This window comes from Candidatus Bathyarchaeota archaeon, from assembly GCA_026014735.1.
Taxonomy (GTDB): Archaea; Thermoproteota; Bathyarchaeia; order Bathyarchaeales; family Bathycorpusculaceae; genus Bathycorpusculum.
This window is the reverse complement of sequence record JAOZHT010000002.1, coordinates 736,565-759,775: the sequence shown is the minus strand read 5'-3', so window position 1 is coordinate 759,775 and position 23,211 is coordinate 736,565. Positions and strand designations below refer to the sequence as shown.

Annotated in this window: 25 protein-coding genes and 1 tRNA gene; 16 read left to right on the top strand and 10 right to left on the bottom strand. The window is 53.2% G+C overall.

Features of this window, described 5'->3' with window-relative positions:
• Positions 1–8: 8 nt before the first annotated feature.
• Positions 9–326 carry a ferredoxin family protein gene (locus NWE93_09765; protein ID MCW4000514.1) on the bottom strand — a complete coding sequence of 106 codons (318 nt, stop codon included), beginning with the start codon at positions 324–326 and terminating at the stop codon, positions 9–11.
• Between the two features lie 92 nt (positions 327–418).
• Here NWE93_09765 and NWE93_09760 point away from each other — a divergent pair, with 92 nt between their 5' ends.
• Both NWE93_09760 and NWE93_09755 read left to right on the top strand, forming a co-directional pair.
• On the top strand, positions 419–1,192 hold the full coding sequence (locus NWE93_09760; GenBank protein ID MCW4000513.1) for a DNA primase: 774 nt from the start codon (positions 419–421) through the stop codon (positions 1,190–1,192).
• A gap of 205 nt (positions 1,193–1,397) precedes the next feature.
• Positions 1,398–2,792 (top strand): dihydrolipoyl dehydrogenase, encoded by a 1,395-nt coding sequence (locus tag NWE93_09755; protein ID MCW4000512.1) that lies wholly within the window; start codon positions 1,398–1,400, stop codon positions 2,790–2,792.
• A gap of 128 nt (positions 2,793–2,920) precedes the next feature.
• On the opposite strand, the gene prf1 is transcribed toward NWE93_09755, so the two are convergent.
• The 3 genes from prf1 to NWE93_09740 form a co-directional block, all read right to left on the bottom strand.
• Complete coding sequence (gene prf1 / locus NWE93_09750) at positions 2,921–4,189, bottom strand: peptide chain release factor aRF-1 (GenBank protein MCW4000511.1); 1,269 nt, start codon at positions 4,187–4,189, stop codon at positions 2,921–2,923.
• A 75-nt stretch (positions 4,190–4,264) separates the two neighbouring features.
• Positions 4,265–5,221: a formylmethanofuran--tetrahydromethanopterin N-formyltransferase gene (gene fhcD, locus NWE93_09745; protein MCW4000510.1), complete on the bottom strand. Its 957-nt coding sequence runs from the start codon at positions 5,219–5,221 to the stop codon at positions 4,265–4,267.
• A 189-nt stretch (positions 5,222–5,410) separates the two neighbouring features.
• A complete protein-coding gene (locus tag NWE93_09740) occupies positions 5,411–5,785 on the bottom strand; it encodes an NADH-quinone oxidoreductase subunit I (GenBank protein MCW4000509.1) in 375 nt (124 codons plus the stop codon).
• A gap of 138 nt (positions 5,786–5,923) precedes the next feature.
• Here NWE93_09740 and NWE93_09735 point away from each other — a divergent pair, with 138 nt between their 5' ends.
• The 3 genes from NWE93_09735 (at position 5,924) to NWE93_09725 (ending at position 7,627) form a co-directional block, all read left to right on the top strand.
• The gene (locus NWE93_09735; protein ID MCW4000508.1) at positions 5,924–6,478 is read left to right on the top strand and encodes a flavodoxin domain-containing protein; all 555 of its coding nucleotides are present in this window, start codon (positions 5,924–5,926) and stop codon (positions 6,476–6,478) included.
• Between the two features lie 81 nt (positions 6,479–6,559).
• The gene (locus NWE93_09730) at positions 6,560–7,123 is read left to right on the top strand and encodes a hypothetical protein (protein MCW4000507.1); all 564 of its coding nucleotides are present in this window, start codon (positions 6,560–6,562) and stop codon (positions 7,121–7,123) included.
• A 75-nt stretch (positions 7,124–7,198) separates the two neighbouring features.
• Complete coding sequence (locus NWE93_09725) at positions 7,199–7,627, top strand: VOC family protein (GenBank protein ID MCW4000506.1); 429 nt, start codon at positions 7,199–7,201, stop codon at positions 7,625–7,627.
• On the opposite strand, the gene NWE93_09720 is transcribed toward NWE93_09725, so the two are convergent.
• The gene (locus NWE93_09720) at positions 7,624–8,334 is read right to left on the bottom strand and encodes a hypothetical protein (GenBank protein ID MCW4000505.1); all 711 of its coding nucleotides are present in this window, start codon (positions 8,332–8,334) and stop codon (positions 7,624–7,626) included. The two genes, NWE93_09725 and NWE93_09720, sit on opposite strands and share 4 nt — an antisense overlap.
• 121 nt (positions 8,335–8,455) lie before the next feature.
• On the opposite strand from NWE93_09720, the gene NWE93_09715 reads away from it, so the two are divergent.
• Complete coding sequence (locus NWE93_09715) at positions 8,456–9,730, top strand: MFS transporter (protein MCW4000504.1); 1,275 nt, start codon at positions 8,456–8,458, stop codon at positions 9,728–9,730.
• Here NWE93_09715 and NWE93_09710 read toward each other — a convergent pair.
• The gene (locus NWE93_09710; GenBank protein MCW4000503.1) at positions 9,656–10,981 is read right to left on the bottom strand and encodes a glycosyltransferase family 39 protein; all 1,326 of its coding nucleotides are present in this window, start codon (positions 10,979–10,981) and stop codon (positions 9,656–9,658) included. The genes NWE93_09715 and NWE93_09710 overlap by 75 nt on opposite strands.
• Positions 10,982–11,108: 127 nt before the next feature.
• Between NWE93_09710 and NWE93_09705 the strand changes: the two genes are divergently transcribed.
• The 9 genes from NWE93_09705 (at position 11,109) to NWE93_09665 (ending at position 18,538) form a co-directional block, all read left to right on the top strand.
• The gene (locus NWE93_09705; protein ID MCW4000502.1) at positions 11,109–11,438 is read left to right on the top strand and encodes a hypothetical protein; all 330 of its coding nucleotides are present in this window, start codon (positions 11,109–11,111) and stop codon (positions 11,436–11,438) included.
• An 80-nt stretch (positions 11,439–11,518) separates the two neighbouring features.
• Positions 11,519–11,596, top strand: a tRNA-Val gene (locus tag NWE93_09700).
• Between the two features lie 232 nt (positions 11,597–11,828).
• The gene (locus NWE93_09695) at positions 11,829–12,128 is read left to right on the top strand and encodes a hypothetical protein (GenBank protein MCW4000501.1); all 300 of its coding nucleotides are present in this window, start codon (positions 11,829–11,831) and stop codon (positions 12,126–12,128) included.
• A gap of 149 nt (positions 12,129–12,277) precedes the next feature.
• Complete coding sequence (dapA, locus tag NWE93_09690) at positions 12,278–13,315, top strand: 4-hydroxy-tetrahydrodipicolinate synthase (protein MCW4000500.1); 1,038 nt, start codon at positions 12,278–12,280, stop codon at positions 13,313–13,315.
• Positions 13,308–14,096: a 4-hydroxy-tetrahydrodipicolinate reductase gene (gene dapB / locus NWE93_09685; GenBank protein MCW4000499.1), complete on the top strand. Its 789-nt coding sequence runs from the start codon at positions 13,308–13,310 to the stop codon at positions 14,094–14,096. The genes dapA and dapB overlap by 8 nt, the downstream gene beginning before the upstream one ends.
• A gap of 68 nt (positions 14,097–14,164) precedes the next feature.
• The gene (asd, locus tag NWE93_09680) at positions 14,165–15,223 is read left to right on the top strand and encodes an aspartate-semialdehyde dehydrogenase (GenBank protein ID MCW4000498.1); all 1,059 of its coding nucleotides are present in this window, start codon (positions 14,165–14,167) and stop codon (positions 15,221–15,223) included.
• Positions 15,224–15,252: 29 nt separating this feature from the next.
• Positions 15,253–16,542, top strand: a complete 1,290-nt coding sequence (gene lysA / locus NWE93_09675; protein MCW4000497.1) for a diaminopimelate decarboxylase — start codon at positions 15,253–15,255, stop codon at positions 16,540–16,542.
• Positions 16,542–17,378: a diaminopimelate epimerase gene (gene dapF, locus NWE93_09670; GenBank protein MCW4000496.1), complete on the top strand. Its 837-nt coding sequence runs from the start codon at positions 16,542–16,544 to the stop codon at positions 17,376–17,378. Before lysA ends, dapF begins: the two co-directional genes overlap by 1 nt.
• Positions 17,375–18,538: an aminotransferase class I/II-fold pyridoxal phosphate-dependent enzyme gene (locus NWE93_09665; GenBank protein MCW4000495.1), complete on the top strand. Its 1,164-nt coding sequence runs from the start codon at positions 17,375–17,377 to the stop codon at positions 18,536–18,538. Before dapF ends, NWE93_09665 begins: the two co-directional genes overlap by 4 nt.
• Before the next feature lie 26 nt (positions 18,539–18,564).
• Here NWE93_09665 and NWE93_09660 read toward each other — a convergent pair whose 3' ends face one another.
• The 3 genes from NWE93_09660 to NWE93_09650 all read right to left on the bottom strand — a co-directional run bounded on the left by NWE93_09660 (position 18,565) and on the right by NWE93_09650 (position 21,549).
• Entirely contained in the window at positions 18,565–19,632 is a 1,068-nt protein-coding gene (locus NWE93_09660; protein ID MCW4000494.1) for a mechanosensitive ion channel family protein, read from the bottom strand.
• A 562-nt stretch (positions 19,633–20,194) separates the two neighbouring features.
• Positions 20,195–20,632: a hypothetical protein gene (locus NWE93_09655; protein MCW4000493.1), complete on the bottom strand. Its 438-nt coding sequence runs from the start codon at positions 20,630–20,632 to the stop codon at positions 20,195–20,197.
• A complete protein-coding gene (locus NWE93_09650; GenBank protein ID MCW4000492.1) occupies positions 20,632–21,549 on the bottom strand; it encodes an S-methyl-5-thioribose-1-phosphate isomerase in 918 nt (305 codons plus the stop codon). The genes NWE93_09655 and NWE93_09650 overlap by 1 nt, the downstream gene beginning before the upstream one ends.
• Positions 21,550–21,632: 83 nt before the next feature.
• On the opposite strand from NWE93_09650, the gene NWE93_09645 reads away from it, so the two are divergent.
• Complete coding sequence (locus NWE93_09645) at positions 21,633–22,772, top strand: GH3 auxin-responsive promoter family protein (GenBank protein ID MCW4000491.1); 1,140 nt, start codon at positions 21,633–21,635, stop codon at positions 22,770–22,772.
• Here the strand turns inward: NWE93_09645 and NWE93_09640 are convergent.
• Positions 22,769–23,167: a zinc ribbon domain-containing protein gene (locus NWE93_09640; protein ID MCW4000490.1), complete on the bottom strand. Its 399-nt coding sequence runs from the start codon at positions 23,165–23,167 to the stop codon at positions 22,769–22,771. The two genes, NWE93_09645 and NWE93_09640, sit on opposite strands and share 4 nt — an antisense overlap.
• Positions 23,168–23,211 lie beyond the last annotated feature (44 nt).

Below are 23,211 nucleotides of genomic sequence, written 5' to 3'. Positions count from 1 at the left end.
CACAATGGCTAGGGCGGAGGAGTGATTTTTATGGCTGCGGCGGGGCACTGTAGCTCGCAGGCTAGGCACTGGATGCAGGTGTCTTCTCGGGCGGGGTCGGCTTTGCGGCTGGACAGCGGATGCCCAGGCGTATCCACCATGTCATAGAGGGAAACGGGGCAGACATCCGCGCAGACGCCGTCGCCCACGCAGACATCCCAATCCACCGCCACGTTGGTTCCGTGGATACCCAGCTTGGTCGGAGGCTCCACTGGCCCCCAGACTTTGTGTCCACTGTGTTCACTTACAACTTTGCGTTTAGTTTGAAAATCAGGATCAAAAGGCAAAACAATTCACCAACATAAACTGCGGGGAAGCGGACATATTAGTGTTTCCGCAAAGGATTTCGGCGAGAAAGCTTTCCTCATAGGTGAAGCTTATGGCGCGGTATTATTTGCCTAGCGGTATGCGTTACGCCACCTTGGAGGAGCGCCGAGAATTCTACACCGAAGAGTTTGATTTGGGAAGCGTGGCGGAGTGGTTTGGGCAAAACCTCCCGGGCACCAAATTCGCAGTCATCATCGGGCGGCATACACAAATTTTTCCAGAAAAATACCGCGAGGACGCCCAAACAACCATCATAATCGACGAGTACCAAGGCCTTGCCGACGTGCAGGCGCAGGTGTTGGAGTTTCTGCCTGAAGCCGTCTACTACGACCGCAACCGCTACACCCCAGAAGGTAAAGCCGACGGTCAGGAACTCGCGTTTGACTTGGACCCCGAAAACATCACCTGCCCAATCCACGGCAGCCTCGCGGAGAAGATGAAGCGGGGGCAGGGCCTGAGCTTCTGCGAAGTGGAACTGGACATGGTGAAGCATGAAGCCATCGGGCTCTACGAGCATCTTGAGCGGCGCTTTTCCAAGCTGAGGGTGGTTTATTCGGGCAGGGGCTTTCACCTCCACGTCCTCGACGAGGACGCCTATGGCTTAAGCACTGAAGCGCGGCTGGCGCTGGCAAAAGAAGCCATGGCGGCGGGTTTCAACATTGACGAGTGGGTGACTTCGGGCGAGTACCGCCTCATCCGCCTGCCCCACAGCCTCAACGGTTTAGTGTCGCGTGTAGTGTTGCCGCTGCAGAAGCAGGAACTGGAAGCCTTCGACGCCCTCCATGATAGGCGCTGCCTACCCAAGTTTTTGGCGGCTACTTCTTGACTTCTTTAGCTTTCTTCTCGCCCTTGCCGTAGTAGGCTTGCTTTTTCTTCTGCTCTTGGGCTGTTAAATCATTTTTGGCCATATTACATCATCAAGACAGTTTAGGCATCTGGGCTTAAAGGCTTTTTTTGCGGCAAGCGCCTGCAATTGAAAGGTTTATTTGCCGTTGATTAGTCATTTACCTGTATATACCGAGGTTTTCTCAATGGAAGAATTCGATATACTAGTAGTTGGGTCAGGGTCAGGCATGCTGATTGCCTCCGCCGCCGTCGAACAGGGCTTTAAAGTGGCACTGGTTGAGCATGGCAGGATGGGGGGCACCTGCATAAACGTGGGCTGCGTCCCCAGCAAGATGCTCATTTACCCCGCTGACCTCCTCTCCAGTATCCAAAGCGCAGATAAACTGGGCATAAACGCCACCGTCAACAACGTGAACTTCCAAAACATCATGAACCGCATGCATGCCCTCGTCACCCACGACACGGGCCAGCAAGCCGCCGCCGTCGAAGCCACATCCGAAATGAAGTGGTATAAGCAAACCGGCGAATTCATCTCAGACTACACCATGCAGGTGGGAAACGAAACCCTCAAAGCCAAAACCATCTTTATCTGCTCGGGCGCCCGCACCGCAATTCCCCCCATCAGGGGCATCGAAACGGTGGATTACCTTACCAGCGACACTGTGCTGCAGCTGCAGAGTCAGCCCCGAAGCATCATCATTGTGGGCGGAGGCTACATCGGCATGGAATACGGCCACTTCTTCTCAGCCATCGGCACCAAAGTCACCGTGGTACACCGGGGCGACCGCGTGCTGCCCGAGGAGGAACCAGAAATCTCCAGTTTACTGCAAAACGAAGCCTCAAAACGCATGGACCTCTACCTTGGCCACGACACCATCGAAGCCAAACAGGACGCAGCCGGCAAAACGCTGGTTGCCAGAAGCCGCCTTGACGGCTCAGAGAAAACCTTCACCGCCGACGCATTGATGGTTGCCACGGGCAGAGTCTCCAACGCCGACTTGCTCCACCCCGAGAAAACCGGCGTGAAACTTGACAGCCGAGGATTCATAGAAGTCAACGAGTACCTAGAAACCAGCAAGAAGCACATTTTTGCCTTCGGAGACGCCATCGGCAAGCAGATGTTTAAGCACGCCGCCAACTATGAGGCAGGCATCGTGTGGCATAACTCCACAAATGAGCATAAGGTGCAGATGGATTTCTCAGCGACGCCCCATGGAGTATTCACTTATCCCCAGGTTGCTGCGGTGGGCTTAAAGGAAGCGGAAGCCAGGCAGAAGCATAAAATCCTCGTCGGAACGGCGTTTTACCGGGACACGGCGATGGGAGCCGCGATGGGTGACCCCGAGGGCTTCGTGAAAGTGATCGTGGAGCAGCAAACCGGCAAAATCCTTGGCGCCCACATCATCGGACCCGAAGCCGCGGTGCTGCTGCAGGAAATCACCAATGCCATGGCAAGCGGCAACGGCGACTACGGACCCATCGCAAGGGGCATGCATATTCATCCGGCGCTAAACGAGGTGGTACAGAACGCGTTTGGCGCGTTGCAGGATCCTGAGCATCACCATGAACACGAGCACTAAGGCGGGATTTATGGTTCTGTCTGCCGCCTATTAGAGGTTAGATGCATAGACCAGAGAGGGGTCTAGCAGACAACCATGGAACCGGCAGGGTTTCCAAAAGGTAGAAGATAAGAAAACAAAGAATAGGGTTAGTTCTGCTTGAACCGCAGAATCGCCGCTATGCCGCCGAAAGCGTTCTTAAGCATCTGACCCTCTTCAGTCTCAGTAGAGATAACCTCAACGTCAGTGTTAGAGAGCGCCGCTAGATCAGCGATGTCGTCCACCACGTCTTTTTTATCCACAATCGCATATGAAGGCGCCTGGCAGCCTTTGCAGGCTTTCCCAACCAGTCCCTGCTCAAACTCCGAGAGCATCTTGCCCTTAACGGTGTGTTCCTCCTGGTAGCCGCAGGCGCTGCATTTCACGGTTACCCGCTGCATATCCAGCTCCTCCGACATCAACACCGTCCGCACGGCGCCCGCGTTTAGGAGCCGCCGCACCTCTGCTTCACCGTAGGTGATAAGGCCGCTGTCATGTCCGACTTCGTAGAGGAATTTCTGCATGATTTCTTTCTCTTCGATGTAGCGGACCTTCTTCATGATTTCGGGAGCTTTCTCCACCACTTCCTTAACGCCCTGTTCCTCCACGTAGGCTGTGTCGACTACCTCAAGGATTTTGCCCTGCAACTGATAGTTCAGGTAGCTGCCCTTCTCGAAGTCATACTTGGTTGGCCCCGGACCCCCCAATATGATGCCTTTAAGGTTCTCCATCGGCAAAAAGACTTCGTCAGCATGCCGGGCGACGCGCTGGTAGTACTCGTTTAGCTGCATGTCCCGCAGCCGCTCATAACGCCTCGCGGATTGGCCGCCAGCACGGGTTTTGCCCGTGACGCCGCTGTACATCTGCATAACGATGTTGAGGTGCTTGCCCTGCAGGGTAGCTATGGTGGCATTGTTGGCGTCCACCAGCAAGATGCCGTAGGATTCTTTTTCCCGCAGCATCTCCTGCAGATGCTCGGTGTGGAAGCGGTTATCGCAGCGGTAAAGGAAAATTCGAATCGGCTCGGGGGGAACAATCACGTAGCTCTCCATCCGCTCAGTGCCGGGTCCACCGCCCCCCTCCTGCGGAAGCGCCCCCGTGAAAACCACGATGCCCTTCTCGCCGGGGTCCTTGAAGAGCTTAAGCTTCTGCTGCGCCTTCACGATGGCGTCCAGCACGTTTTTGCGGGTAACGTTGGATTTGATGTTGCTGGCGGTGCCGTATTCGTTGCGGAGCAGGTTGAGGGCGTCGCTGATTTGTTTATCAGGCGGCACATAGATGGTGATGAGTTCAGTGTGGCTGCCCTCTTTGCCGGCTAGGTTATTGATGGTTTTTCTTAGCCTGAATAGTTCAAGGGAGCTTTTTTTGGAGGCACTCAAAGTAATTCACTTAGCGAATTCAATAACTATCCTTGGGGACAGCCAGATAAAAGTTGCGACTCAAAAAAGAGCCGGTTAGGCTTTAGCTGCTTTAGGCGCCTTCTCCGCGGGCGCTTCCGGCACGCCAATAGCGTCTTTGAGGTACGCCTTAAACGGACCCAGCTTGCCACCATAGTTGCCCGCGCTGATTTTGATGATGCCCGGACACGCCAAAGAAGCCTGCACACCAACCGCCATCGCCTTCTTAACTGCATCCAACGTTAAACCGTTAATGACGATTTCCAAAACGCTTGTGCATCCCTCCGGAACCACGGTGTCTGGCACGATGGTGCGGAGCGTGGGACAGTAAGTTTGGTTAGTTGAGGCTTTAAGCTTGTATTTCAACGAGCCAGCTTTGCTACCGGAACGGCATAGACCGCCTGGGAAGGGCATGATGACATCGGGGACCTGAGCTCGAATGGCGTCTGCTGCTGCCTCCGCCGCGGCTAGGCATTCAGCGTCTGTTTTTGCAAATATCATAAAGTTGCCGCCTGCAACAGCCTCCATGGCGCCAAAGCCGTCCTCGACAAGGAAGACGCCTTCCATAACGGGTATTTTCCAGCATTTGCGTCCGCCAACCAGCGCTTTCTTCTGGAAGCCGTCGCCGAAGTAGCGTAGGCTGCTTCCGATAAGCAGGACACGTTTGCCCACTAGCCCATTGAAGGCTGCGGTGGTGGGGCAGGTCATGGTGCATTGTCCAATGCGTCCCATGAGGGAATGCTTGAGTTCAAAGCGGTCTTTGTTGTAAATTTGAATAAGGATGCCGGGTCGGTTATCAGGGGTCTCGCTGGCGGGTACGGTGCGTTCGACGGCTGCCTCAGCTGAGGCGGCGATGACGCTTGTGGCGTATCCAGTAGTTATGGAGGCAGCGATTTCTGCCCACTTCGGGTTGGCAGCGGTTATGAGGACTCTGGCTGCCCAAAGCGGAAACATCTCCGCAAATGTATCTTGAACCTTAACTATTTCGCCGGAGGGTGACTTGACAAGATACATCTTTTCTTTTTCATCGTAGCCTTGGATTTCAAGCTGCTTAGTGTGTGAGGCCATTGACGAGACAACCTTGCTTTTCAGTTGCAGTTTGTATAATTTAAGAGTTTTCATGGTTTTAGGGGTTTCAACTCGACGAATTTTCAGGATAACCCCAAGCAGCCGCTCCAGCCCCAGAAGGCTAAACTCAAGACATTAGGTTTCTGAGGGGGCTTTAGGCTTCATAACCAGGTTGGACTTGTCAGTTGTGGCTAGCTCGTAGAGGCAAGAGTTGCTTATCGCCTTTTTGGGGCATGTCTCAGCGCATTGGTAGCAGAAGATGCATTTTGAGAGGTTAAGCTGTGGACGACGCTTCTTGCCCTCGACCGTCACCATCTCGATGGCTTGGGAGGGGCAATCTCTGCTGCATAAGCCGCAGCCGATGCAGGCGGAGTAGTCAAAGATGGGTTCTCCCCGAAACTTCTCCGGTAACTCTGGCTTCACCTTAGGATATTTTTCCGTCGCAGGCTTAGAGAACGTTGACTTGAATGCCTGTTTAAGCATGAAGGATGCATGAGGTCGTTTAACCACACTTACCACCAAGGATGAATGTAGATGAGTAGCCTGAGGGATTTACACTTTCCTGACGCTCATTGACTTTTTCAGGCATAAACCTTCTGAATAAAAACTTATTAAACTTGATTAACTAAAGGAAAAGCAGGGATTGACATGGAAGTTCTGATTGTTTATGGCACCCGATACGGCGCCTCCGCGTTGACCGCCCAAGAAATCGCATCTGTTCTAAGCAGCGAAGGCTTCTCAGTTAAGGTGGCGGACGCGAAAAAAGAGAAAATCAAAGACCTATCACCCTATGGGCTAGTTGTGGTAGGCAGCGGCATGCAGATGGGCAAATGGACCGGCGAAGCCGAGGACTTTCTGAAAAAACACCAAAAAGAGCTCACTGCCAAAAAACATGCAGTCTTCGCCTGCACCATGAAGATGGTTCCCCAACGCGAAGGCAAACCTGAGGAAGTCGAGAAAATCCGAAAAGCATCCCTCGACGACAAAATCGCAAAGTACAGCCTACAGCCGATTGCAGTGGGCTTTTTCGGCGGCATCCTTGACTATGGCAAGATGAATGTGCTGTTCCGCCGCACCTTAGGGATGATTCGGCCCCAGCTGGAAAGCGACGGCTTCAAAGAAACGGAGCCAGGCGTTTATGACCTGCGTGATAGAGAGGAAATCCGCAGTTGGGCAAGGGAGCTGGCGCAGAAGGCTCGTTAGGCTGGGTTCCTTGGGGAAATTTTGGATTTAGAGCAGAGGCTTTTTATTTATTCCCTGCGAAGGGGGGATGGAGAGGAGATTATGCATAAAATCTTAAAGGTTATACTAGCCGTTATCGGCATTCTGGTAATCGTTGGTTTCGCAGCGTTTAGCTTAGTTATCTTTGACGCCGCCGGCAACTTCGCCACCGGCACCCACCCCTTGCCCAATGACAGCGCAAAGGGCAAAGCACTGGTGGTCTACGACCCAGGTTTAAGCGGCCGCGCTAAAGATGTCGCCTCATACATTGGCTTTAACATACAGGATTCAGGCTACTACGTTACATTGGCAGGCGTTAAAAGCGACGTTGCCGCTAACCCCGTAGGCTACGACATCATCGTCGTTGGAGGCCCCATCTACGCAGGTAAACCCGCCACCACCATACAGGCATATCTAGACAGCCTCAACCCGCCGCAAGGCACAGTAATCGGGGCATTCGGCTACGGCGACATAGCAATCGACAACAGCGACCAAGCCGCGGTCCTAAAGGATGTGGCGCCTCTGCCAGGCGACAGCAGCTACACTATACATGCAGCGGCTAAGGTGAACTCGGGCAGCGACTTAAACACGCAGTGCCAAGAATTCGTTATGCGCTTACTCAGGTAAGCCCCCATTTTTTACATTGACCAGTTAACACCATTTATATGCTGAGCCCTCAGCCTATTTGATGAGGCATATTTGATGCGGCAGAAGTTAACGTTGATAACCCTAGGAGTCGCCGATCTAGAGCGGGCAGTTAGGTTTTACGAAAAAGGGCTCGGCTGGAAAAAGTCGACGGCAAGCAGTGGAGACCTAGCGGTTTTTTCTTTAGGCAGCTTTGCTTTGGCGTTGTATCCCCGAAGTCTCCTTGCAGCAGACGCGTCGGTGCCTGCAGAGGGCAGCGGCTTTTCAGGAATCACGCTTTCACTAAACGCCAAGAACCCACAGGAAGTTGATGAGGTGCTGGCAGAGGCACAGCGGTCCGGCGCAGTTGTGGTAAAGCCTGCGCAGAAGGTTTTCTGGGGCGGATATAGCGGTTACTTCAAAGACCTCGACGGGCACCTCATCGAGGTTGCTTACAACCCCTATTGGAGCCTAGACAGCGACGGCAACCTTGCGCTGCCGCCTTAAACAGAGAAGCTGTCAGATGCGGGGACAGGCGGTTTTGTTTGGTCATCCTCGCCGCTGTTCTGTGCCTGCTCAGGTTTCTTGCTTTTCAGAATAGGCAACACGAACTCAACGATTAACAGAATAACTATCAAAGCAATAATCAGCGGCAACCCCCAGGCGTTGCCCCGTAGAAACAACGTGACATGCCCAAACCATGGAATCCGCATAACGACTTTGCCGATAACCAGATCCGCTGGGACCCCTTGCCCCGTATTCCAAAGCGTGTTGGAGTCATATTCGCTTTCAGTGGGCTCCGCGGGCCACTTATCAAAGCTGTTTCCATCACCCTTAGTTTGGAAATACAGTGTGCCGTTAACCTCGTAGCTTGAAACTATGCGGTGCACGATGGGAGTGGAGTTGGGGTCGGTGGGGTTCTGGTACACGATGACGTCGCTGTTGGGGTAATCGGTGTTTAACGTCTCGGGGTCTACGCCTTGAATAACGATGATGTCGCCGATGTGGAGAGTTTGCTCGAAAGGGTGGCTCCAGCCGTTGCAGAAGCCATCATAGGGCACGCACATGCTGCCGCTTTCAACCACCCGCACGGGAACCTCGGTGTTGAGGGCAAAACGCATGCCGACAAAGAAGCCGAAGACAACTATCACGATGACAGCTATGACAACTACCGATTTTATGTATTCTCTGCGGGTGGCTTTGGGGTTACTCAAGGTTCTGCCTTCGGAAGTTAACCTGTATAGGAATGTTCCCTGTCCTAATAAATCGCATTCTCAGTTTTGATACAACAAACAACAAATACGCGAACCAAAGCATTTGTGTCAGGGTTAGCGTATGCGTATGCTCGCAGCCACCAAGACACGGAAAGCATTCTTCATCATAATATGTTTGATAGGCTTCTTTGCCATCCTCAGCTCCACCATGTCCAAAAACCCCGTGCTTAAACCCTTCGCCACCAGCCTAGGCACCCCCGTCGACTTACTCGGCATCGTCGCCTCCGCCTCAACCATACCCGGTATACTCGTCAGCTTACCCGCCGCCTCCCTCTCCGACATTTTTGGCAGACGCAAAATCCTCTTGCTTGCCGCCTTCTTCTTTGCCTCAGCACCCTTCCTGTACCTGTTTGTGGATACATGGTGGACGCTGGCGCTTGTGCGGTTCTACCATGGCTTCGCAACCGCCATGTTCATCCCCGTCGCCGAAGCCTCCATCGCCGAGATGTTTCCCACTAAACGGGGCGAACGCATATCACTTTTTAACTCCGCCACGGCAGTGGGCAGGGCATTGGCGCCGTTTTTAGGCGGCTATATACTGTTTGTGACTAACCAGAGCTACTTCAGCTTGTACTTGGCCGTTGGGGTGGCAGGCGTCACTGCCCTGGTGATTTCGCTGCTGTTTTTGGCAGAAAACCGAAGCGGACCCCAACAGCAGTTGCCTGCGGCGAAGTCAACCCGGAAGATGTTTGGCGGCTGGTTATCCCTCATACGCAACCGCGGAGTCTTAGGCGTTAGCTTCGTTCAAGCCGCCCAGTACTACGTTTTTGGCGCCGTAGAGTTTTTCTTGGTCGGCTACTTATCCGACGTAGCAAATCTTAACATCTTCTCCATCGGCGTCATCACAGGCAGCCAAATCGCGGCGTTAGTCATCGCCCGCCCCCTCATCGGACGCGTCTCAGACCGCATCGGCCGCACAAAACCCATCCTGGCAGGCATCACGGCAAGCTGCATATTAGTCGGCGCCTTTCCCTTCACAACCCAGTTTCCCATCCTGCTCTTACTTGCAATCGGCTACGGCGTTTCCTTCGCCACTGTACTCTCATCCACGTCGCCGCTTGCCAGCGAAGTGGTGCCTGCCACGTTGGTGGGGGCTTCACTGGGGTTCCTCTCCACCATGATGGATGTGGGGCAGACGCTGGGCCCGATAATCAGCGGCGTCATCTTAGCGACCGCCCTTGGCTATCTGGGCTTGTTTACTTCGCTTAGTGTTCTGCTGGTTTCTTCAGCAGCCATTTTTGTGTTGCTTAAGCGCAAGCGGTTAGCTGGAGGTGAAACGAAGCCGCAGCTTGAGGGCGCCAAGAACAATGGGGGAAGCCAGCGCCAGCACGATTAGGGCCAGGGCAAAGTAGTGCCACTGGGCGAAGTAGCTGCTTACAGACGTGTACACGTTGAAGGGGAAGTAGTGCCCGACGTAGTCGACCTTAAAATCAATCAGGGGGTAGGGTTCAGAGTGGTTAAGAAAAGCGGTGCTCTCAAACAGCGAGGCAAACACCAGCAGCAACCCCCCGGCGGCAAGCAGACCCTTTAGCCATCGCTGCCCCCCTGAACCAAACAGAACCGCGGCTTTATCCGCTAGGGACGCCGCGAGCAGGCATAGAAACGGCAGTGCAGCATAGGTATACTTGAAGGCGCTAACGTAGGGCACCAGCAATCCCCGACCAAACACCAAAACCAAATCCACGGCGGCAACCGCCAAGATGGTGAAGACACAGAGCAGGTCCATCCGAAGCGCCTTTGGCATCATATGCCTAAAATAAATCGCCAGGAGAAGAGAAAACGTGGCGGCGACAGGCAAAACCCATCCTGCGCTCTCGACAAAGAGCCGTGGCAGATACACCAAGGAGGGGTCAGGGATGGTTACTGGATGTATGAAGTCGGTTGGGAAGTAAACGCCGAAGAAATGCTGGTTAGCAAAGCCGCCGTACCAGATTGCCTGAAGAATAAACGAGGGCGCCAGAAAAATCAGTGCCTTCTTGGGGGTTAGCTTGAAGCCCTCTTTTCGCTGCAGCATAACCGCAAGCAAGAGGGGTACCGCCAAGAAAACCGCGAAGAGCTTAGTGAGGAAAGCTAACGCGAAGAAGAAGCCTGAGGCAGCAATCAGCCTCTGAGAGTTCTGTTTCACCGCTAACACCCCAAACACCAAAAAGAGCAAGCTAAAAAACAGGCAGGGCGCATCGATAAGGTAGACTCGGGACATAAACACGTGCCAGGGAACCAGCCCGAAGAGCGCCGCTGCAACCAGCCCCGTCTTTTTTCCATACAGCAAAGTGCCTAAAACGTAAACGAGCACAACGCAGCCTAATCCAAATGCAGTTACAAAGCCGACTGCGTTGGGATACGATATGCCCGATATCAGCAGCACGGGGGCGATGAGGTAGAAGCCTAAGGGGGCTTGATTGATGATTAAGCCGCTGGAAAGATAGGGGAACCCCATCTTAACCACGCTTGTAGCGGCTTCGAACTCTGTTTTGGCGTCCCAGTTAATGTAGGTTCCCATGGATAAGTAAACGATAAGGACAGCGGCGAGGACCACGATAAGCTGGATGTGTTCCCGGATGGCAGCCTCAAAGTAATGTATGCCCAATTATGGTTCCCGCTATACCGTGTCAGGCTACGGCATTATTAAATTTCCCCAAAACCCCCTCAAACCATTTCATCCGCGGGGCAAGGGTTATATGGAAACCTGCGCAAATAGGCGTTGAGGATAAGCTTTGGCAAATGCAATTAAAAAATCAGCGGTGCTCTACGCGTTAGCGGCATGGATGGTTATAAACATCGTTTTGATGGCAACGCTGATTTTAAGCGGCGACTGGCAGGACCTCAATAACTGGATAGAAATCGGGCTCTGGGTGATTTCGATTCCTGCTTTGCTGTCCACCAAGAAGTGGGGGGTAGCATTCGCCCTGTTTGTACTCATTTATACGCTGAGCACGAGTGTAGGCATTATTATTTACTATGAGGTCTGGCTTAATGTGGTGCGGGTAGCCATAAACGCAGTCGGCATCGTTTACCTGTTTCATGCGCTCTTCAAAACCAGATAGGCACGCCCGGAAACATAATTCTAATATTAACCCTTGCCATCTGTTTATGGCACCTAAAAACCAAGCGTCCAAACCCGCGTGGGCCGGTCGTCTAGCCTGGTTAGGACGTTGGCTTTACGAGCCAAAGGTCGCCGGTTCAAGTCCGGCTCGGCCCACCACACCTCTATTATTCTGGCGCCGCAAAATAATTGCCTGCAGTGCCTGTACATTAAATGATGGTCGTCACTTAACCCCCTTAAGTACTTAACCCCGTTAAGTGAAACGCATTACTACTGCTTCCGAAACATCAAAGCTTTGCCCTGCTTGCCAATCGAAGGCCCTGCGCAGCCATTCGTTTTTTGACCGAATGTTTATTTTCTAGCCTAAACCAAGATGGTCAGGAGGATTGCTGTGCCGACGTTTCTGGCGAAGAAGGAAGTTTACCTGTGGCTTAAGGAGGGTAAAAAAACGGTGGATGTGCGGAGGGGTAATCCGCAGCGGGGTGATGTGGCGGTTTTTCTGTGTGGTCGGTTTCGGCTTGAGTTGAGGGTTGTGGCGACGCAGTCGGGGAGGCTGGGGGATGTGATTCGGGAGGATAATTTTCGGTCGGTGGTTCCTTCGGCGGTTAGTCTTGAGGATGCGCTGGGGTATTTGCGTCGGATTTATGGGTGCTATGATGGGGTTTTCACGGCTTATTCTGTTGCGCCTTAGGCGTTTTGGCGGTGCGGAAAACTTTTGTTTGGTTGCTGTTTTTCATGTTTCAGCCGCTTTTTTTCCGTTTTTCGTAAAAAATATCTGTAAAACGTAATACTTAAATATGTATTCCCCAATAGTTCCCCACCTAACAGAAGGAAACAAAATTGGCAACATTCAGTGGATGTTACACAGCCCTAATAACCCCCATGAAGAGTAATCGCCACGTCGATTACGAAGGACTAGCACAACTGGTAGAATTCCAAATAAAAAACGGTGCAGCAGGCATCCTAGCCGTCGGCACAACCGGCGAAAGCCCCACGCTGCAATGGGAAGAACACAGCAAAGTCATCGAAATGGTCAACGAAGACTCCGAAAAACGCTGCATAACCATCGCCGGAACAGGCAGCAACAGCACCCAGGAAGCCCTTGAAGGCACCGAGCACGCCCACGAAGCAGGCGTCGACGCCGTGTTGCTGGTTGACCCCTATTACAACGGACCCAGCAGCATAGAAATCCGGCGGGAATACATCGAACCCATCGCTAAGCGGTTCCCCGAAACCCAAGTTATCCCCTACATCATCCCCGGCAGAACCGGCACGCAGCTTTACCCCCAGGACCTCGCTATCCTGCACAGCCAGTATCCTAACGTAAGCTGCGTCAAGGAAGCAACAGGCGACCTCAAAAACATGGAGCTCACCCGTAAACTCTGCGGAGAAAACTTTACTATCCTTAGCGGAGACGACGACAAAACCTACACTATGATGGTTTCGCCTGATATAGCTGCAAGCGGCGTCATATCGGTGGTTTCCAATGTGGCTCCAAAGGCAGTTTCAGATATGGTGCATTACTGCCTAGACGGCAACGAGGAAGCCGCAGCCGTCATCGCGCAGGCGCTTCAGCCCCTCTTCAGCTTGGTCACTGTGAAGACCACGGAGGAAACCCCCTACGGCCCCGTTGCCTGCAAAGCACGCAATCCATTGCCCTTCAAGACCCTCATGAACGTCTTAGGCATGCCCTCGGGGCCCTGCAGGCAACCGCTGGGTAAAATGACTAAGGCGGGCCTTGAAATTGTATTGGCGAATGCACGCAAGGTCTACCAAGCCAACCCGCAGGTGCTTGACCCCATAGGCGAAAGCTTCGACGTAGACATCAATGATCGCCTCATCAATCCCCGTTTCACTGAGGGACTCACGTATGGTTAAGCTCTGCGTCGCAGGCGCAGCAGGCAGAATGGGGCAAGCCATCATAGCTGAAGCCCTTGCTAAGGGCCACCAAATCGTCGGCGCCACCGAAGCCCCCAGCAACCCCTGCGTCGGCAGATGCCTCAGCGACTTTGGATTTCACCTCGACACATATATTCAGAGCTGCGAGAACCTAACGCAGGCAGTGCAGGACGCCGACGTATATGTTAGCTTCACCGCGCCCGCCGCTGACATCGTGGGGATTCCCCTCGTTGCGGATTTGGGCAAACGCATCATCTTGGGCACCACAGGCTTCACGTCGGAACAGAACAGGCAAATTGTGGCGGCTTTAGGCAAGGTTCCCTCGGTGTTCTCGCCTAACTACAGCGTCGGCGTTAACATCTTCTTCAAACTTGCAGAGCAACTCGGCGCCTTCCCCGCTGGCTACGACTTCAGCATAAGCGAAATCCACCATACGGGCAAAAAGGATGCGCCAAGCGGCACCGCCAAGAAACTCGGCGAAATCATCGCAAACGTGCGTGGTTACAGCAGAACCGTATCGGGCAGGGAAGGAATTAGCCCGCGCCAACCTGAGGAGCTAGAAATCACTGCGATGCGCGCCGGCGGCGTTGCAGGCATCCATAACTTAGTTGTGGCTGGCCCCAATGAGATGCTGCGCATCGAGCACACATCGTTCTCGCGGAACGTGCTTGCTCAGGGCGCCGTGTATGCGGCGGAATGGGTCAGCAGGCAAACCGAGCCTAAAGTGTACACTATGGCTGATGTGCTGGGATTAACTTAACCCCGAAATACCATTAACTTTTTTATTGGAGAAGCAATAAAGAAAAACCGACAAAGGAAGAATGTGGAATGTCAAATAAGCGTAAAGTCGCCATCTTAGGCGCAACAGGCGCCGTTGGACAAAGGTATATCCAGCTCCTGCAGGGCCATCCCTGGTTTGAGATATCAGTGCTAGCCGCCTCTGAGCGGAGCGCAGGCAAAAAATACAAAGACGCCGCCACCTGGCTGATGGAAACCGAGTTACCTAAGGAAATCGCCGAGATGCCAGTGGCTAACATAGATGTTAAGTCCTGTGAGCAGATAGGCGACTTTGATTTGGTCTTCACCTCATTGCCGGGCGATTTAGCTGGCCCCACCGAGAACGAATTCGGGGCAAAGTACCCGGTTTTCAGTAAGGCAAGCGCACACCGCATGGACAAGGATGTGCCCTTGATTATCCCAGAAATTAACCCAGGCCACATTGAACTTATCAAGGTTCAGCAGAAGCAACGCGGCTGGAAGGGATTCATCACAACCGACCCCAACTGCAGCACCATCGGCCTTGCCCTCACCTTAGCGCCGCTTATGCAGTTCGGGATTAAGCAGGTGATGGTTACCACCATGCAGGCGCTCAGTGGTGCAGGTTACCCGGGCGTGGCTTCGCTTGACATCATCGACAATGTTGTTCCCTTCATCTCCGGTGAGGAGGACAAGATGGAAACTGAAGCTAACAAGATACTGGGCGAATTCGACGGCACGCAAATAAGGTCCGCTGATTTCAAGACAACCGCAAGCTGCAACCGCGTTAACGTCAAAGACGGACACCTCGAATCGGTATTCGCTAAACTCGACAGGGAACCCTCCATCGATCAGGTTGAAGCGGCATTCACCAGCTTCCAAGGTGAACCCCAGCGGCTCAAGTTGCCCTCTGCTCCTCAGCAGCCCATAATCGTGCGTCACGAAAAGAATCGTCCTCAGCCAAGGTTTGACCGCGATGCAGGATGCGGCCAAAGTGTGGTGGTGGGTAGAATTCGAAAGGACCCAATCATGACTATAAAGTACATGTGCCTTAGCCATAACACTGTCCGGGGCGCAGCCGGCGGAGGCATCCTTAGCGCGGAGTTGTATGTAGCTAAAGGCTTAGCTTAGTGGCCCCTTCTATTCATTGGTGATTGCGCATGGTAAAGAAAAAACTTCGTGAACCCCTCGAAGAGCGAAAAGGTATTCTCTACTTCGATGGCTGCTCCACTTTGGAGCTATCAGAAAAGTACGATACTCCACTCTATGTGCTTAGCGAGAAGCGTATCCGAGACAATTACGACCGACTCTACGGCGCCTTAGTTAACAACTACAAGTATGTGCGCATCTATTACGCAGCTAAGGCAAACACGAACCTGAACGTGCTGCGGATACTGCACAGTCAAGGCGCATACCTTGATACGGTGAGCCCCGGAGAAGTCTTTCTGGCACTCAGCGCCGGCTTCAGTCCCGACCGCATCCTCTACACGGGCACCAGCGTCCGAGACGACGAACTTAAGATGCTTGCAGACGCAAACGTAACCATAAACGTGGATTCCCAATCAGAGCTGGATCGCCTCCTCAAGATCTCGGTGCCCCCCATCATCTCGGTCCGCGTTAACCCCGAAATCGGTGCAGGACACCATAGCCACTGCATCACCGCAGGCGCCGAATCCAAGTTTGGCCTCTGGGAAGAAGAAGTCATCCAAGCCTACGCCATCGCTCAGCGTGCCCGCGTGGGACGCTTCGGTATGCATATGCATATTGGCTCAGGCATCCTTGAGGTTGAACCTTATGTTGCCGCAGTGGAGAAGCTGCTGAAAATCGCTAAGCGCGTCCATGAAGAAGTCGGCATTGACTTTGAGTTCATTGACATAGGCGGCGGCTTAGGCATCCCCTACAAGCCCGAGGATAAGGAGCTGGATTTAGCGGAGTTCTCAAGCAAGGTTGTTTCGATGTTTAAGGGCAAAGTCAAGGAGTACGGACTGGGCAAGCCCTTTCTGTTTGTGGAGCCCGGCCGCTACCTCGTCGGCGACGCAAGCATTCTGTTAACGACCGTGAACACCGTAAAGCAGACGCCTAACCGCATGTTCATAGGGGTAGACGCAGGCTTCAACACTCTTGCTCGCCCCATGATGTATGGCAGCTACCACCCCATCCTCGTCGCCAACAAGCTCGGCGCCGCAGAAAAGGTAACCTGCGACGTGGCGGGACCAATCTGCGAGTCAGGTGACTTGCTTGCCAAAGACCGTCAGTTACCCGAAATCCATGAGGGCGACGTTTTAGCGGTGCTTAACGCTGGAGCCTACGGCTACAGCATGAGTAGCCAATACAATTCGCGTCCACGCGTCGCAGAGTTGATGATTCGAGGCGGCAAGCCAGTTGTGGTTAGGGAACGTGAGCAACTTAAGGATTTAGTGGCTAATCAGCGGATGCAGAGTGAAGTCTAATGCAGTTCTGGAAGATGCATGGTTTAGGCAACGACTACATAGTCATCGATAACCGCAGCCAGCAAATCAGTGACGCACAGGTTGGCAGGTATGCTGAGAAGCTCTGTGAACGACGCTTTTCCGTGGGTGCAGATGGGCTTTTGCTGGTTTACCCCTCAGCTGTTGCGGATGTGAAGATGAGGATTTTCAACTCGGATGGCAGCGAAGCAGAGATGTGTGGCAACGGCATACGCTGCTTTAGCAAGTACTGCTACGAAAACGGCGTCGTCCAGAAAGAGGCGTTCTCGGTGGAAACGTTGGCAGGCATCAAGCAGGTTTGGCTAACCCTCAACGGCGACGTGGTTGTATCGGTTAAAGTTAACATGGGCGCCCCGAGCTGGCAGCGCTCGTCACTTCCCATGACCGGCGAAGGCACCTGCATAGACCAACCCCTCGAGGTTAACAGCGAAACCTACCATGTAACCTGCCTTTCGATGGGGAACCCCCACTGCGTAACCTTCGTCGAAAACCTCGACTTATTCCCCGTCTACTCCATTGGGCCCCTCATCGAAAACCACAAGGCATTCCCCAAAAGAGTTAACGTTGGCTTTGTCCAGGTGCAGAGCCGCAGTGAACTAAATGTCCGCGTTTGGGAACGGGGCTGCGGAGAAACCTTAGCCTGCGGCACCGGAACCTGCGCAGCGGTGGCGGCGGCCCATCGTCTCGGTAAGGTAGGCGATAAGGTTACCGTGCATGTGTTGGGCGGCGATTTGCAGGTTGAAGTCGGCGACACCCTGTATCTGTGCGGAGCAGCCGAAAAAGTCTATCAGGCAACACTATTCGAGGAACACATATGAGCTTTGAGTATGCAGAACGAATCAAGCGGTTACCGCCTTATCTGTTTGCGGAAATCGAAAAAATCCAAAAAGAAAAGAAAGCCCAGGGCATAGACCTCATCTCTTTAAGCATCGGCGACCCCGATTTGCCGCCGCCCGCCTTCGTGGTGGATGCCCTAAAACAGGAAGCCGCTGACCCCAAAAACCACAATTACAGCTTCAGCCAAGGCGAACCTGACTTTCGCACCGCCGTTTCCGGCTGGTATAAAACCCGCTTCGGCGTCGACGTCGCCAACGATCAGGTGGTGGCGCTGTTGGGTTCCAAGGAGGGATTGGCAAACATCGCCCGCGCCTTCGTCGACATCGGCGACCGCGTCTTGGTGCCGGACCCCGCTTACCCCGTCTACGCCAACGGCAGCGCCATCCTCTGCGACGGCGTCTCGGTTCCGTTGCCGCTGCTGGAGCAGAACGGTTTCCGCCCCGACTTCGAATCAGTTGATGCCAGACGCATCAAGATGATGTACCTAAACTACCCTAACAACCCCACCGCCGCCACCGCGGATCATCGCTGCCTCAAAGAAGCCGTTGAGTTTGCTAAAGAAAACAACATTATCCTCTGCTACGACAACGCCTACTCCGAAATTACCTACGACGGCTACCGCGCACCCAGCATATTGGAAATCGAGGGCGCCATGGATGTGGCAATCGAGTTTCATTCGCTTTCCAAAACCTTCAATGTAACCGGCGACCGCATCGGCTTTGCAGTGGGCAATCGGCAGTTGGTGGCGGGTTTAGCGAAGGTGAAGTCGCAGATTGATTCGGGTCCGCCAGTCTACACCCAAAAAGTCGCCGTTAAGGCCCTTGGCAGCTACAGAAGCAGCGAACCCCCCGAGTTCCTCAGACAAAACAACCAGATAATGCAGCAACGCCGCGACTTGCTCGTAGAAACCCTGACCCGGCTAGGCTACCCATGCGAGAAGCCTAAAGCCACCTTCTATGTCTGGGTAAACTGCAAAGGCAACTCCATGGAGTTCACCACCAAACTGCTCGATGCAGGCGTCGCGGTGACTCCGGGCGTGGGCTTTGGGCAGCATGGCGAGGGCTATGTGCGGATAACTTTTACGCAGCCTAAAGAACGCATAGCCGAGGCTTGCCGCAGAATTGAGGCTGCCTTCAAGTAGGCGCATAAAACAGAAGGGTTCTTTCCCTATTCTTTTTTGAGGTAGATGGTGTTTGTTGGGAAGGCCATCTCTATTCCTTCGCGCTCAAAAGCTTCTTTGATGCCCAGGTTCAGTTGCTGCTGTATGTTAAGGTACTCAACGTAGTCTGAGGAGTTCACGTAGTAGACAATGACGAATTTTAAGCTAAAATCCCCGTATTCTGTGAAGTGAACCCGAACAAGCTCGGCGCGGTCAATAGTTTCGATTATGTCTTTGATTAAGAAGGGAATCTGCTTAAGCTTCACAACCTTCGTGGCGTAGGTTACTCCGATGGTGAAAGTTACCCTTCGTTTTTCCAGCTTTCTGAAGTTACGGACTTTCTCGCTGGTAAGTTCCTTGTTTGAAATAACTAATTCTTCTCCCTGCAACAGCTTGACACGGGTGGATTTCACGCCGATATTCGTAACGGTGCCGCTGTAGTCGCCGACGGTTATAAAATCCCCAATTTCGAAGGGGCGGTCAAAGTAGATTGAGAATGCGCTGAAGAAGTCGCTAAGCGTGCTCTGTAGAGCAAACGCGATGGCGATGCCTCCGACGCCTAAGCCGACTATAGCAGCTGAAAGGTCAACATTGAAGACGTAGAGTATGATGAGGATTGCGAAGACGAAAACAACTATCTGCAGGATTTTTTTAAGCAGAAAGAACAGGTGATTGTTGTTTTTTCCATTGGTACTCACGGCTCGGCTGGCGGAATAGTCGATTATAATGTTTGAGACACGTGTAACGGCGAACGCGGTCATCATGATTTGGATGACTAGAAAGACTCCGTTCAGGGTCGCGCTGTATGGATTAAGGAACGAGAGGGGCGTGAGGGCATATTCGATGCCTAAAACCACAATCATGATGATTATGAAGGCTTTGACTGCGGCGAGTATGTCGTCGTCAAGTGTGGTTTCTGTCTTCAACGTTAAGCGGCTTACGTATCTGCTGACAACCAAGTATGCCGCCCAGCCCACAACAGCGACGACTGCAAAAATTACTAGGGAAGCCATGATTTCGCCGTTAGATAGGCTTGTCTGGAATGTCTGCTGGAATATTTGGGGTAAAGTAGCCATTGGAGGTCTTGCGTTTCCTTTATTCAGTAAAGGTATTTAAATTTCTTGGCTGAATCCAAAAAGTTTTGCAGCCTGTAAATTGGAGGAGTAGGAGCTTAAAGGTCTGGCGCGAACTGTCTTGTATAGTTGTTGTGGGACCCCTCTTTACACAACCGTAACATCCCGCGGCTTATGGTAAACAAAGCATTTCAGAAACGGGCGTTAAGGGGCATTGCAGGCGGGTTGTGCAGTCTGCCACAAGCAGAACAACAAAAGTTTAGTCGCAAATACAGATCGTGCGCAAACGTCTGTTGCTCAGCCAGCTCTACCCCCCCTCTATTTATAGGCTCAACAAAAGCAGCTTAGGCAACCAAAAAACCCAGCAGATGTTAAGAACCCCATTGACAGGTTAGGCAGCTGCAGCGTTTTAAGTACAGGAACTGTGCAGTTGCCCCTAAACTAAGACGATGCATAGATTCAGCTGACGCTTCCCCATACCCCAAACGTCTGTTTGTTCAACCACCACCTCCCTCCCCCCTATAAATAGACAAAACGGGCAGGACACATATGACCGGTTTCCGATTCACCTGTTTTTCTGCGGAATCGACCTCACCGCCCCAACAAGCCCCGCGCCCGCTGGGTCGCTGCTTATCTGCTGCAAAATCAAATCCACAAACGGCTGCTGCTTAGTCCGCGAAGGCGTCATATACATCCCGCCCCGCCCCGTCTTGGCAACGTAGAGGAAATCCTCGATGGGCAACCCAAAATGCGCTCCCTTATCCTGAAGCGTCTGGATGTAAATTAACATGGGGCTGCGTTTAGGCGGCTCCAGTCGGTAACGGTGTCCCTGCTTGGGATTAACAAGAACAAGATTCCGCGCAGCAAGAGCCTTCACTGCCTCCCAAAGTGCAAAACAAGGTGCACCGGGGGCGGCGCAGAGGCGGCAATGCTTGCTTTTTCGGTCACCAATCCAGTTGCGGCAGAAATCCGTGTCCATTTCAGGTTTAGGTTTAGAATCCACTAAAACACCCAGGGGTAACGTTTCCGCACGGTTTCCAGCACGCCCTGCGGGGGAATGATGCCTTCTTCACAGATTAACCCGTGGATGTAGCGGTTAGGCGTCACGTCAAACGCGGGGTTCTTGACTTTCAGCTGCGGCGGAGCTTCTGCCCAGACCTCGCTGGGGCTGCGCTGCTCGATTTCTTCGCATCCGCCACCCAACGTTTCCGCATCGAACTTTAGCAACTCGGAAACCACATAAAACGGCGCCCGAGCCTCACTGGCGATAACCGCGATGCCCCCCGTGCCGATTTTGTTCACCACGTTGCCCTCGCTGGTTATCGCGTCCGCGCCCACAAAAACCACGTCGACGTCACTCATGAAGGTTCGTGCGGCGCTATCCACGATGAAGGTGGTGTCTATACCGAGGCCGACGAGTTCTTTGGCGGTTATTCTGCCCTGATATGCTGGGCGTGTTTCGGTGCAGACCACCCGGAAATCCACGCCGTCCTCTTTGGCTTTGGCGAGCAGGCGGGTGACAGTGGAGCTGTGGCAGTGGGTAAAAACGACTGAGCCCTCGCCGATGCGTTTAGCACCGATTTCGGCGGCGCGTTCCCTTGAGGCAGACAGGTCCCGCAGAAAGATGCTGGCGCTCTGGGAAACCACGCCGCGCAGGGTTCCGATGTCTTGGGCGGGTTCGTTTTGGGTTTGGGTGATTATGTAGCGTAGTGCGTTTCTCATCAGTGGCTCGGTGGGGCGGGTGCTGTAGAGTAGAGTCTGTGCCTTTTTGAGTTCAACGAGGAACTCCGGTTTGGTGGCAGCCTGGGTTTGCTTCGCCAATGTTTGCAGGGCCTGTACGGCTGCGATGGCGACGTTTCTGGCGCCCTGAACTTGGAGCTTGATGATTTTTTCGGCGATTACTTCGATGGAGTCCACCATGGCATAACCCTAAATGCTGTGTTATGCTAGTAATTTGTGGAGAAACATATAAGCAGATTCGTAGAATCAAGTCTGTGAGTGCTATGTTGCCGGATCCAGACGCTATAAACAACATTCTTTCGCCGTATGTGCAGCCTTGGTACGATTCCCTCGCGGACCCCCAGAAGGCGCAGATGCAGGTTCTCTCGGATTTGCTGCCTAAGTACGCGCAGACCGACTATGGCGCTAAACTGGGCGCAGAAAAAATCGGCGGCATAGCTGATTACCAGAAACGATTCCCCATTCTCAACTATGAGGCGATGGCGCCTTATCTTACGCAGGTACGCCAAAGCAGCTACAAAGCATTCCTCAGTGAGCCGCCACAGTGCTGGGTGATGACCCGCGGCTCCACAGGCCACAGCAAAGTCATTCCCGCCACCCAAACCCACCTCAAACAGATTTACAGCTGCGGCGCAAGAGCCATCATCAACTATGCCGTACGCAAAAAGCAGTACGAGGTTTTCTTAGGGGTAATTTTGAACCTCAATTTTCCCTCAGCGGTGCATACGATGACGGTGGATGGGAAAGAGCAGACCTACGGTTACAGCAGCGGCACCTACGCGCGGCTAAACCCCATGTTTGACCGCGTCAGCCTGCTGCCCCGCCAAGAAGAAATCGATAAACTCGGCAGCGGCATCGGGCGGCATGATTGGGAACGCCGATTCGACCTCGTCTACGAGATGGCGAAAGACCAGAACGTCACCGCCACCATGGGCGTCACCCCCGTCATTTTGTCCTTTGCCCGATACATCAAGCGCCGATACGGCAAACTGCCATGTGACATCTGGAAGCCGAAGGCGCTGTTCTGCACCAGCGTACGCAAAATCCAGTTCAAATACGGCCCCATCCTCAAAAAATACTTCGGCGACGCCCCCATCGTGGAGATGTACACGGCGACGGAGGGCGTGTTTGGGCAGCAACTCGACGATTACCCCTACATCGGCCCCAACTATGACGCTTACCTCTTTGAGGTCGCCACTGGAAGAGGCGTCAAGCTGCTGCATGAACTGGAGCGGGGCGAATGGGGCAGCCTCATTATTTCCTCATGTATGCTGCCTCGCTACGAAATCGGCGACTTAATTGAAGCTGCAGGAAAAAACCATTTCCGCGTTTTCGGAAGAAAAAACGCGTTGACGCTTCTTGAGCACAGGCTCTATCGGATGTTTATGGGTCGGCTGCTTTAGCGGGGCACAGGATGGCGGCGGCGTGCAATCATCGCCATGTACACTGCGCCGACGATTATGATTACGCCGATGATGAGAAGCATAATTGCCCAGGTCTGCGCTGAATTGTTAAAGTAGCCGCTTAGCTGCAGAACAGAGAATAAGCCGAAGGTTATCAGAACCAAGCCGCCGATGAGGTAACCCACGAATCCCCGTTCGCCCTTCTCCTGTTTCTCGCGGTTTTCCTCTTTTTCTTTCTTTTCGTTTTTCTCTTCTTTCTCGTTGCGTTTCTGTGCAGTGTAGGGTGGTGGCGTCGCCTGAGCAGACGCTTCTGCACCCTTCAGTGATGCTCCACATCGTGGACAAAACGCCATTTGGTCTTCCACTGGATTGCCACATTTCGGACAATAAGACATACGATTTTCCCAACTACTCTTTATTGCTCAGAGTATTTAAAACA